The sequence below is a fragment of the Thiolinea disciformis DSM 14473 genome (assembly GCF_000371925.1).
Classification (GTDB): Bacteria; Pseudomonadota; Gammaproteobacteria; order Thiotrichales; family Thiotrichaceae; genus Thiolinea; species Thiolinea disciformis.
Genome location: NZ_AQVE01000011.1, coordinates 30,099 through 42,465, shown reverse-complemented (window position 1 = coordinate 42,465; position 12,367 = coordinate 30,099). Strand labels below are relative to the sequence as shown.

Sequence of the window (12,367 nt, the reverse complement as noted above, 5' to 3'; positions counted from 1 at the left end):
CTCAGTATTCGCATAGTTTCAAGCAACCTGAGCGTTTTCAGCAAAAGAAATCGGGAACTTAAGCAATGAATATGCAAAACCAGATTGAGCGCCAATTAACGGCTAGCTTTAATCCAAGCGTGTTAGAAGTCATCAATGAGAGTCATATGCACCACGGCCCACCAGGGCGCGAATCCCATTTTAAGGTTACGGTAGTGAGTGAACAGTTTGAGGGCAAACGCCTGATTGAGCGGCATCGTATTGTCAACCAAGCCTTGAGCACCGAACTACCGAGTATTCACGCGCTGGCTTTACACACCTTGACGCCAGAAGAATACAAGGCGCGTGCGGGCAAGGTACCAGACTCACCCGCTTGTAAAGGTGGTTCTAAAGCCTAACTAGGGCTTTGTTGCAATAGCATCGACAAATTGCGCTTGGCATTTTCATTATCTTGGGCTACCGCCGAGCGCAATAACTTTTCCGCCATGTTACGATCTTTGGTCACACCATTCCCCATAATATACAGCACGGCCAAATTATTTTGGGCCTCAGAAAATCCTGCTTTAGCCGCTTTTTGATACCAATACACAGCCTTTTTATAGTCTTGCGCCACGCCACGTCCATCTTCATATAATAAAGCTAAATTATGCTGCGCCTTGGGGTAATTTTGCTTCGCGGCTTGTTCATACCAAAAAGCGGCTTGCTGCATATCGGCTTGGCGACCTTGTGAACTATCTTCATACAATGCGCCTAGCATTAATTGCGCATAACGATCACCACGCTCCGCGGCCACTTGGATTTGCTCCGGTGTTTGGCTGCCCAACTCCACTTCGGAGGTGTTTTGTTCGACTTGTGGCTGCGTTGCTACCTCATCCACCCACGCCTCATCGTTTTGCAATGCAGCTTCGGGTGCAGACTCCACGGGCTGCGGCGCTATTGTTGCTTGCACCGCTGGAGCAGGTTTAGGTGTTGGTTTAGCGGCGACTGGTACTGGAGTTGGCTGAGTAACTGCTTCGGTATCGGTATCCGCATCGGCATTAAAGGTATAATTGTCTGCTTCAGGCTGTTCATCTGTCGCCAGATCTTCTGTCACAGCCTGAGCTGGTTCAGCATTGACATCTGCTGTTTCAACGGGTGCTGATTCCTGTGTAGCTTGCTGGCTAGTATTGCCCAAAGCCAATTTCGCCATTTCATGGCCGCCTTGAGCGGCTTGCTCAAACCAGTAGGTGGCTTTACTCGCATCGGCTTTGACATATTCGCCATTTGCATATAACACCCCCAACCCATACTGTGCTTCCGGTAAACCGGCTTTAGCGGCTTTTTCTTGCCATTGAATTGATTGGGTAGGATTAGGTTTTGCTTGGCTTCGTAGCAATAAAGCTAACGCATAAGCAGCCTCGCGATCACCCTGTTCAGCGCGATCTTGCAAACTTTCCACCGAATCACTTTTGCTAGTGCTACGGCCTTGACGGTTTTTATACCAAGTCTCAATACTGGAAGCGGCTTGAGGTGCTTGCGTCGCCTTCGTGCTAGCTGGCACTACCTTAGGCGTAGTTGGCAAATCAGAACGAGCCGCCCAAGGGGGTGGCTGTTCATCCATGGTTTTAGCCTCGACTAGGTCTGAGAATGCCATCAAACCGCTTATGAGTAATAAAGTCTTTACGGATAAACCTAGCTGGTTGCGTGTTATTATCATTATTTTAGCCCCGAACTTTTTACTTCGCTTATACGGCGTGCTGGCTAAACTGTTACTGAATACCCTCTACCACTTAGCCAAAAAGCACGTTAGGCTAATTGCATTAAGCGCTCTACTTGCTGCAAATCGGCTTCCGTATCGACGCCAGGCCCGGGTATTTCATGCGCTAGTTCCACATGAATCCGATAGCCGTAATATAAAGCACGCAATTGCTCAAGCTTCTCTAATTGCTCCAAAGGGGCAGGAGCTAAATGTGCAAAAGCTTTAAGAAATTTTGCACGGTAGGCATACATCCCCACATGACGCAAAGCATAATCGGCTACGGCTTGACTGCCTGCTTTGGTGGCATCACGCTGATAAGGAATGGCAGCACGGCTAAAATACAAGGCCATGCCTTTTGCATCACACACCACTTTTACAATATTAGGATCATTTAATTCGCTTTCATGTTGTAAGGGAGTGGCCAAGGTGGCTATAGCGGCCTCAGGATGAAGCTCCATATTACGCGCCAATTGGCGCAAATTAGCGACCGGCGTTAAAGGCTCATCACCTTGCAAATTCACCACAATTTGCTCATCGGCCCAGCCCGCCCATTGCACGACCTCCGCCAAGCGATCACTACCCGATTCATGGGTCGTCGCGGTCATAACGACCTGCGCACCAAATCCCTCGCAAACTTCTCGAATTCGCGCATCATCGGTCGCCACAATCACCTCAGCAAATCCTTCTGCTCTTAAAGCACGCTCGTGCACATGCTGTACCAAAGGTTTTCCCTGCAATAAACGCAAGGCTTTCGCAGGCAAACGTGTTGAAGCATAGCGAACGGGAATGACTAATACGGGTTTCATGAACCCAGCCCATCCACTTCTTCTTGCGTCAAGGCACGCGCTTCTTGCTCTAACATCACGGGTGTACCGTTTTTAATTGGATAAGCCAAGCGTGCTGATTTAGACACTAATTCCTGCTTGTCTTTATCATAAATCAACTTACCCTTGGTTACAGGGCAAACCAAAATATCGAGTAGTTTTTTGTCCATGAGGTACTTAATTTGCAGTAGTGAACAAGGCATTACAAACAGTAACTGCCTCCGTAAGTCAGTCATTCTGCAATAAATTAGCACCTAGAAACAATTAACTTTTTAGCACAACCCTTATTCCATTTTGGCTAGGGGCCCTGTGACAGTAGCATTATTAGCAACCGGCAATGGCTTTTGTAAGGCCGATAACTGCTGTTGCAAGGCTTGGTTTTGTGCCTGAACTTGCACAACCAGTTGTTTTAACTCAGAGAGCTGTTGCTCTTGCGAGTCATTCTTAGCCATTTCTTGCGCATTCTGTTGATGTAAGTGCTGCACTTCATTCAGTAACATAGGTACCAGTTTCTGATACTGCACGGTCTGAATGTTGCCTTCGGTATCATAAGCAATGAGGTCGGGATAAACCTTCGCCACTTCTTCGGCGATCAAGCCATACTCACGCTGTTGTGCTTCGTTTTGGGGTATATCTTTGTAAAGATAGGTGACAGGGCGTAAGTCATAGAGTTTGCGACTTGCTTCGCCCATATCGTGGATGTCCGTTTTGAAGCGCTCGGAGGAATTGACCGTGCCTAATTGACCATTCGCATCAATGTAAACCGGAATCCCACCCGCCACCGTCACGCCCCGAATACCGGCTATAAAAGTACGGGCTTGCCCCGTGCTATTATTCGGCTGACCTAAGCGCATGGTGTTGCTTTCGGTCGCTGCACCCGCATTATTCGCGAGGTACACATTATAATTGCCACTGGTCAAGGGACTACCCGCATTCATGCCAAGCGCTACGTTGTAACTCCCCGTGGTTTTGTTGGGCAACGCATTGTAACCTAGTACACTGTTATAACTGCCGCTCGTGTTTTTTAGACCCGCATACAAGCCCAATACCGCGTTACCTACTCCAGTTGTGTTGTAATACAATGCTTGATAACCTTGAGCGGTGTTGTAGCTCCCTGTCGTGTTGGAATATAGTGACCGATACCCACTACTGACATTCCCTGTGCCCGTGGTATTCTTAAAGTTCGCTTGATACCCTAGCGCTACATTGTTCGAGCCGCTCGACAGTCCCTGCCCCCCCCCTTTTAAAGCCTCGCGACCAAGGCCGGTATTGTTGCTCCCCCCTGTCAGATAATACAAGGCAGAGCTGCCAATGGCTGTATTTGAACTGGTATCGGGGTTAAAAAATAAGGCTCCTGTACCAAAAGCAGCATTATTTGAACCCGTCTTATTAGATACTAGGGCGTTACTACCAACTGCGGTGTTCTCCAAACCCGTCGTGTTGCCATACAACGCATTATACCCCTGAGCGGTGTTGTAGTCGCCGGTCGTGTTGGAATATAGTGACCGATACCCACTACTGACATTCCCTGTGCCCGTGGTATTCTTAAAGTTCGCTTGAAACCCTAGCGCTACATTGTTAGAACCGGTCGACAGTCCATGCTGCCCACTTAAAGCCTGGCTACCAAGGCCGGTATTGTTACTCCCTTTCAGATAAAACAAGGCATAGTTTCCAATGGCTGTATTTGAACTGGTGTCGGTGTTGAAATATAAGGCTGAGGCACCAAAAGCAGCATTATTTGAACCCGTCGTATTAGAGGATAGGGTTTCACCACCAACAGCGGTGTTCTGAGAGCCCGATGTATTGTTAGACAGTGCATAGTCACCCATACCCGTATTATGCATGCCCGTTGTAAATGGTAAAACATAGTAACCAAATGCCGTGTTACCGAACCCTACAGTAGCAGGTAAGGTATAGTCACCGCCTGCAGTATTAGTTGTGGTGGGGTCACTACTGGTGGGGTTATAAGTTCCGGCATAGCTCATAGCAGAAATAGCAAAAAGGCTAGTAAACATGAGAGAGTTTAAAGTTTTCATCACTTATGAGCTCCTAAAAAATTAAACAAAAAGCCATACGTCCCCACGAATAAAACAATTAAGAATTCTTATCAAAAACCGTAGAATGCGTTTATTGAAAAAATAGCCGCACGGTAAACCGATGCCTTGAGGTATTAACCGATGAGGGTCATCAATAAAACCAAAATCATTCCAATAAATATAATATAAAAACCCTATCTTTTTTGTATAATTATTAATCAAAACCATGACTACCCATCAAATCCATCTCCTTTTATAATACCCCTATTCCAAACCACGAGATCGCAAAGTGACTAAAACGTTTTTGCCAGAATGGCATCCCCAATGGGGGGTATTACTCGCGTGGCCGCATCCCGCTAGTGACTGGGCAGATAATCTGGAAGCAGCAGAAATTTGCTATACGCAGATTGTGAGTGCGATTAGCCAGCAGGAAGTGGTTTTATTGCTGTGCCATGATGACGATCATCAACTGCATATTATTAATCTGCTAGAAAAGACTGATTGCAAGCTTGCGAATCTGTATTTACGCCAACTGGCTTATGATGATACATGGGCGCGCGATTTTGGCCCGATTAGTATTCTTGACCAACAACGTATTGTTTTACTGGATTTTATTTTTAATGCGTGGGGCGGCAAATTTGATGCGAGCCGCGATAATGCGGTGAATCAGCACTTAGTCAAACAACCCCCACTTAACCACTGTCATTTAAAAAGTATAAACCTCGTGCTCGAAGGTGGCAGTTTAGAAACCGATGGTCAAGGCACTTTATTAACCACAGAAACTTGCCTATTAAACCCTAATCGCAATCCACATTTGTCCAAAACGCAAATTGAACAGCGTTTAACAGAAAGCCTTGGCTTAGAGCGGATTTTATGGCTTAAAAATGGGCATTTAGAAGGCGACGACACCGATGCACATATTGATACCCTCGCGCGTTTTGCTGACCCGCAAACGATTGTTTATTTAACTTGCGACGATGCGAATGACAGCCACTTTGTTGCTTTAAGTGCGATGGAGCAGGAAATTAAAGCACTGCGTCAGGTAAATGGTAAGCCGTATAAACTGTTTGCGATTCCGCTGCCGCACGCGATTTACGCAGAGGATGGGCGACGTTTACCTGCTAGCTATGTGAACTTCTTGATTGTCAATGGCAGGGTCTTACTACCCATTTATGCAGACGAACGCACGGATACGATTGCCATTGAGCAAATAGGAAAAGCCTTTCCGCAGCATCAAATAATACCCATTGATTGTCGGGCACTGATTCAACAAAGTGGCAGTCTTCACTGTGCGACCATGCAGCTACCGCAAGAAATTGCTAGATAACTTGACAAAATCACGCCAGCTCGCTATTAGCAAGGAATAATGATCGTAATAGTTCCAGTTTTTTCATGACAGCCCCCGCCGCATCGCATCTGCTTGACCAAGCAGTGACAAGTTTGTCAGGGGTGGGCGAAACACAAGCGAGCAAATTAGCCCGCCTTGGGATTTTGCAGGTGTCCGATCTCTTATTTCACCTGCCCCTGCGCTATCAAGATCGCACCCGTATTTATCCATTGGCAAGCCTGCGAGCAGGGCAAGAAGTTATGGTAGAAGGCGAAATTGAAGCAACGGAAGTCGTGGTACGTGCACGGCGCATGTTGTTATGCCATCTCAATGATGGCAGTGGTGCCAACCTAACCTTACGCTTTTTTCATTTCAATCAAGGCATGCGTAATAGTCTGAGTGAAGGTTTGTGGTTACGTTGTTTTGGTGAAGTACGCCAAGCTGGTTTTAAACTAGAAATGGTGCACCCCGAGTACCGCCTCATTCAAACCGGTCAGCATCCTGAACTTGAAAACACCCTGACACCCACTTACCCGACCACTGAAGGTTTGCATCAAGCCAGCTTACGCCGCATGATTCAACACGCCTTAAGCCTCGCCCAAAGTACTAATATTCCCGAATTGCTGCCTGATTTTGTGATTCAACAGCAGAACTTTCTGCCACTGCAAGCTTGCCTCAACTTATTGCATAAGCCACCGACTGAAAAAGCCAGTCGCCAATTATTGGATGGCCAACATCCTGTACAAAAACGTCTCATTTTCGAAGAGCTATTAGCACATCAATTAGGTGTGCAGCAAGCACGAAGTGATTTACGCAAAGTGCAAGCACCCTTGATGCAGGCAGATAATCACTTATTTAAACAATTACTCAAACTACTCCCCTTTAAACCCACGGCGGCACAACAGCGCGTTATTCAAGAAATTGAAGCCGACCTGCGCCAAGGGCATCCCATGAATCGTTTGGTGCAAGGCGATGTCGGCTCAGGCAAAACACTGGTAGCCGTAGCAACTGCCTTACATGCCATTGCAAACGGCTATCAAGTCGCTTTAATGGCACCCACCGAACTCTTAGCAGAGCAGCATTATCGCAATCTAAGCCAGTGGCTTGAGCCGCTAGGTTTGGATGTAGTGTATATTTCGGGGACACAAACGCCGAAACAACGCCGTCGCCAAGTCGAAAATTTGCTACTGGGCATTGGTCATATTGCAGTCGGAACGCATGCCTTATTCCAACGCACAGTAGAGTTCTTGCAACTGGGTTTAGTGATTATTGATGAGCAACATCGTTTTGGTGTGCACCAACGACTAGCATTGCGTGAAAAAGGCCGCCAAGGTGAGTTTTATCCCCATCAATTAGTGATGACCGCGACACCGATTCCACGCACCTTAGCGATGACTGCTTATGGTGATATGGATTATTCGGTCATTGACGAATTACCTCCAGGGCGCACGCCCATCACGACCGTTGCCATCAGCAATAATCGGCGCGATGAAATCATTGAGCGCATTGCTCAAGCTTGCCAAGAAGGCCGCCAAATTTATTGGGTCTGTACCTTGATTGATGAATCTGAGGTGTTGCAATGCCAAGCAGCCGAAGATACAGCGGTTTTGCTACGCGAACGCCTCCCGAAGGTCAATATCGGTCTTGTGCATGGGCGCTTACATAGTAGCGAGAAAGAACGCATTATGCAGGCGTTTAAAGCCAATGAATTACAACTGTTGGTCGCGACTACCGTCATTGAAGTGGGGGTCGATGTACCCAATGCCTCGTTGATGGTTATTGAAAATGCGGAACGTTTGGGCCTTTCGCAATTACACCAATTACGTGGGCGGGTGGGTCGTGGCAATACCGCTAGTAGCTGCGTGCTGCTCTATCAAGCCCCACTCGGCAAAACGGCCAAAAAACGTTTGGATGCATTACGCCATAGCACTGATGGTTTTGAATTATCGAATATTGACTTGGAATTACGCGGCCCAGGAGAAGTATTAGGCACACGCCAAACGGGCGAGGTCAAGATGCGTATTGCAGATTTACTACGCGATCAACATCTATTACCTGAAGTACAAAAGGCGGCGCAATACCTAGTAGAGCGCCACCCCGATCGCATCCCTGCTCTCACTCGGCGCTGGTTACAGCAACCGAACGGTGATACAGCCACCCGCTTCTTTCAAAGCTAAGTGGCTGCTCCTTGAGACTAAGCATCACACATTAGTAGCGATATCATCTAGATTTAGATGGATAAAGCGGTGTACATCGTCGATAGCCCGACATACTAAAATACCATTCATTTGGAACCATACCGCTTGCCCCACCGCCAAGAAGGCGACATCGCCACCCACCGCCACAAAGCCCGGGCGCGCTACACCGCAGTGAACGCTAGACAATTTGTCATAAGTACCAGGATTGAGACGTAATACACCATGACGCTCCATCTGCTCACAGTTAGGCCCTGAGCCTTTATCCCAGACCTGAACCACACGACGCGCCCGAGTAGGCTCATCTAAATGAGACAGCATATGTCTAACCCACTGTTCTAAACGCCACTGACTGGTATCAGTACTTTGCGGTGTTGCAGCCAAGCCTAGAATACCTGAACCCAGCGCAAGCGTGGCTGTACTAGCACCGCCAAGCGTCGTCGAAAGTGCTTCACTGGAGTTTTCACCCACTGCACTAACGCTTTCTAGGAGCTTATCACCCGCACTACTCACCCCATTAATCGCTTTGTCCACCCATGATTCAGATTTATCTGGCCGACTCAGTGGCTCTTGCGCCGCAATAGCCATCCCTAACATCGTTGCGGCATCAATATCAGACACTTGATAATGAATCCCTCGCGTCTCAATAGGCTTATTTACGCCTAAGCCCACGTCACTGCTAACGTCCAGTGAAGCATCCAATGTCGGCTTATCAGCACTTAAATTAGCGAGGGTTTGTTGGGTATCTGCTATCTTCGACTCAATCACTTCAAGCATAGTACTGTAGTCTGTTGATAAAGCACTCGCCGCTTTCCCCACGACATTTAGAGTTGATGCTGCGGTAATATCGCTAGACTCATAGTGGATGGCCGACTTAGCCTGAGCCAACAAATGATCCACATCTATATCAGTAGCTTGATAAGCTACTAAAGGCTGAGTTTGCTCCAGTAATTGCCCTGCATTTACCTCAGCGCTTGACCGCTGCGTGGTAGATCGTTCGGCTTGTAAGGGTTCTAAGCTGTCACTAGCATTTACCAAGCTTACGCTAGTATCGTTGTTGCGATTATCGACAAACTCAGTAGCAAGGCCCGCTTTACTTTGTCCCAACAACTGATCTACACCAATCTCAGTCACTACATAGTGTTCATGAGCCACGGGTAGACTGACTAGCGCATCGCCACTTAGCAGGTTCAAGTTTGAATCCGTTGTCACTTCCACCACAGACTCATCCCCATTGGCGCGAACCGTGGTAAAGCGATCTAGTAACACATCCGAGGTAATTTCAGTGACTTCGTAACGAGTGGCTACGTCAGTTAAATCTAACTTAGGCTCTGCCAGATCCAAATCAACCTTAGGCACATTTGATCCATGATTTGGCGCATTAATACCCAAAGTATCTTTAACCTTATCCACTAAGCCACTAGCGCCCACAGCAGCAACCCCTGCTACCGAAGCCACTGCCGCACTAAGCTCCCCTGTCAGATCTGGCGGGTCAACGCTTACATCAGGCGCAGCTAGATTAACTTGTGGAAGATCAACATCAAGCTTTGGTAGATCGGCCTCTAATTTAGGAAGCGCTACATCAACACTTGGTAGACTGACCTCAGGCAAGCTTGCTTCCAGCGTTGGCAAATTCAGATTAACCTTTGGCATGTCTACATCGGCCTTAGGCAAATTAATTTGCGGCAAATCCAGATCAGCCTCTAGTTTAGGAAGTGCTACATCAACGCTTGGTAGACTTAGCTCAGGCAAGCTTGTCTCCAGCGTTGGCAAATTCAGATTAACCTTTGGCATATCTACATCGGCTTTAGGCAAATTAATTTGTGGCAAGTCCAGATCGACTTTTGGTAAAGCAAGATCAGCTTCAGGTAGATTAACACCCAATTTTGCTAGCTCAATATCCACCGTTGGCAAATCAACATCAACGGTCGGCAAATCCACCTTCGGCAATGACATGTCTAACTTAGGCGGATTAAGCGCTACTGTTGGCAGCTCAGCCACTATGACTGGGGAAGTCACATCCAGCTTTGGCAACTCTAGCTCAGCACTCGCCAGATCGACATTGACTTTTGGTAAAGATGCATCGATTTTTACGTCTGCTGAAGGCATATCCGCTTGGAAAGCCCCCTTGACCTTATCGAATAAACTACCTACCCCTACGGCCGCAGCCCCTGCTACCGAAGCCGCCACAGCCCCCAAACTCAAAGAAGTATCAGGTTTTGTGATTTCAATATCGGGTATAGCAACCTTAGGCACATCAACATTAACGGTTGGCGAACTTAGCTCTGGTAGCTTCGCCTCCAAAGTTGTTAAATTGAGATCAGCCTTTGGCAAGTCTAAATCCGCCTTAGGCACATTAATTTGCGGCAACTCGATCTTAGTACTTGGCAAATCAACAGCAACGCTTGGTAAATCCACCTTGGGTAACGGAACATCCACGCTTGGTAAGTCTACCTTAGGCAATGCAACATCCACGCTTGGTAAGTCTACCTTAGGCAACGCAACGTCCACGCTCGGTAAGTCTACCTTAGGCAATGCAACATCCACGCTCGGTAAATCTACCTTAGGCAAGGTAATATCAACGCTTGGTAGAGCCACCTTAGGTAATGCAACATCCACCTCAGGCAGATTGATGTCCACTTTTGGTAAATCAACATCTATTACCGGCAGATTCACACCCACCTTTGGTAAATCAAGATCGACTTTTGGTAAAGTAACATCAGCTACTGGTAAGGAAGCATCCACTTTTAGCGCTGCTGAAGGCAGTTCTGCTTGGAAAGCGCCTTTTAGCTTATCAACTACACCACTAACACCTACTGCTGCAACCCCCGCCACAGAAGCCGCTACCGCACCTAAATTCAACGAGGTATCAGGCTTTGTGATTTCAATATCTGGCACGTCAACATTAGGCACATCAACATTAACGGTTGGTAAATCCACATTGGCTTTCGGCAAATTCAGATCTACTGTTGGCAAGTCAACATTGAGCTTCGGTAAATTCACCTTGGGCAGATCGACATCAACTGGTGGTAAATCCACAGCGACTTTAGGTAAATCGACATTTACTTTAGCCGCCTGAAGCTCTGGCAAATCCACATCCACCTTCGGTAAATCAAGATCGACCTTCGGTAAGTTCAATTCGGGGGTCGACAAATCAACTTTAGGCAAGTCAACATCAAGCTTCGGTAAATTCGCCTTGGGCAGATTGATATCGACTGTTGGTAAATCCACAGCGGCTTTAGCCAACTGAAGCTCAGGCAAATCAACATCCACCTTTGGCAAATCGAGATCGACCTTCGGTAAATTTAATTCAGGGGTCGGCAAATCGACTTTAGGCAAAGATACGTCAAGCTTTGGCAATTCTACTTTCGGCAAAGCCAAATCAAGCTCAGCTGTTTCAAGCTCTACTTTGGGCAGATTAATATCTACTTTAGGGAGATTAAGTTCAGGTGAACTCAGATTAACTGTGGGGACATCCACCTCAACACTGGACAGGTCAAGCTTGGGCAAATGAGCGTCCGGTAAGGTCACTTGTGGTCTATCCACTTGCACAGTGAGATCAGGCAGGTCAACACCTTGGGGCATTGTAATACCTAATAAGTTGTCGGCACTAATATCTGTGACTGTATAGTCTACAGATACTTTTGGTAGATCCTTATCCAGTTTCGGTAGATCAGGCGCCTGAGGTTTAGTGGCGTCGCTGAAAGCTTTGACCGCCAAACCAGCTCCCGCTGCTGTGGCGGTATTACGTGCTACATCTAACCAATCAGTTTTCGTTTCGGTTACCACCGGTTTTTTAACGACTTCTGGCACAACACGCGGTTTCGGTGGCTCAGGTGGTGTTGCGGGTTTACGGGGTGGCGGCCAATTAGCAGGAGCAGGACGCGGCGGTGGCGGCGGCGGTACTTGAACCGGCTTTTTAAAACTTGGCGGTGGTGGTGTTTTGAAATCAGGCCGCGCAGGACGTGGCGGTAAAGGAATTTCCGTAGGGCCTAATTTACGAACCTTAATTTCATCCAGATCCGGTTCATTTTCAAGAACACGCCCTTGGCTCAAGTTCTTTACGGGCTTTGCAACAGCACGACGACAGAATACGCCTTTTAAGACATAGCCAATCAAATAACCTAGCAAAAATGCACCTAATAGCCACAAGGCGGACTGCAACAAAAACATGCTCATGCTTAATCCTCCCGACCATGACGCGAAAACCAACCCATCACTAAACCGAAGATTAGAGCGGCTAGTAACCACATCCACAACTGAGATAA

The 12,367-nt window shown here is 47.4% G+C and carries 8 protein-coding genes; 3 read left to right on the top strand and 5 right to left on the bottom strand.

The genetic code is table 11. The features are described from left to right. Window positions 1-65 precede the first annotated feature (65 nt). Window positions 66-377 carry a BolA family protein gene (locus tag A3IE_RS0110145; protein WP_026154877.1) on the top strand — a complete coding sequence of 104 codons (312 nt, stop codon included), beginning with the start codon at window positions 66-68 and terminating at the stop codon, window positions 375-377. Here the strand turns inward: A3IE_RS0110145 and A3IE_RS0110140 are convergent. From A3IE_RS0110140 to A3IE_RS0110125, 4 genes are all read right to left on the bottom strand, one after another. Next, window positions 374-1,675 carry an SEL1-like repeat protein gene (locus A3IE_RS0110140; protein ID WP_083900616.1) on the bottom strand — a complete coding sequence of 434 codons (1,302 nt, stop codon included), beginning with the start codon at window positions 1,673-1,675 and terminating at the stop codon, window positions 374-376. The genes A3IE_RS0110145 and A3IE_RS0110140 overlap by 4 nt on opposite strands. A gap of 89 nt (window positions 1,676-1,764) precedes the next feature. Next, a complete protein-coding gene (gene kdsB / locus A3IE_RS0110135) occupies window positions 1,765-2,523 on the bottom strand; it encodes a 3-deoxy-manno-octulosonate cytidylyltransferase (RefSeq protein WP_020395508.1) in 759 nt (252 codons plus the stop codon). Further along, entirely contained in the window at window positions 2,520-2,711 is a 192-nt protein-coding gene (locus A3IE_RS0110130; protein ID WP_026154876.1) for a Trm112 family protein, read from the bottom strand. The genes kdsB and A3IE_RS0110130 overlap by 4 nt, the downstream gene beginning before the upstream one ends. A gap of 114 nt (window positions 2,712-2,825) precedes the next feature. Next, window positions 2,826-4,577 carry a tail fiber domain-containing protein gene (locus tag A3IE_RS0110125; protein WP_026154875.1) on the bottom strand — a complete coding sequence of 584 codons (1,752 nt, stop codon included), beginning with the start codon at window positions 4,575-4,577 and terminating at the stop codon, window positions 2,826-2,828. A 289-nt stretch (window positions 4,578-4,866) separates the two neighbouring features. Here A3IE_RS0110125 and A3IE_RS0110120 point away from each other — a divergent pair, with 289 nt between their 5' ends. Further along, on the top strand, window positions 4,867-5,904 hold the full coding sequence (locus A3IE_RS0110120; protein ID WP_020395504.1) for an agmatine deiminase family protein: 1,038 nt from the start codon (window positions 4,867-4,869) through the stop codon (window positions 5,902-5,904). Between the two features lie 65 nt (window positions 5,905-5,969). Continuing rightward, window positions 5,970-8,081, top strand: coding sequence for an ATP-dependent DNA helicase RecG (recG, locus tag A3IE_RS0110115; protein ID WP_020395503.1), 2,112 nt, complete (start codon window positions 5,970-5,972; stop codon window positions 8,079-8,081). 24 nt (window positions 8,082-8,105) lie between these two features. Here the strand turns inward: recG and A3IE_RS0110110 are convergent, their stop codons facing one another. Beyond that, a complete protein-coding gene (locus A3IE_RS0110110; RefSeq protein WP_020395502.1) occupies window positions 8,106-12,278 on the bottom strand; it encodes a hypothetical protein in 4,173 nt (1,390 codons plus the stop codon). Window positions 12,279-12,367: the final 89 nt, after the last annotated feature.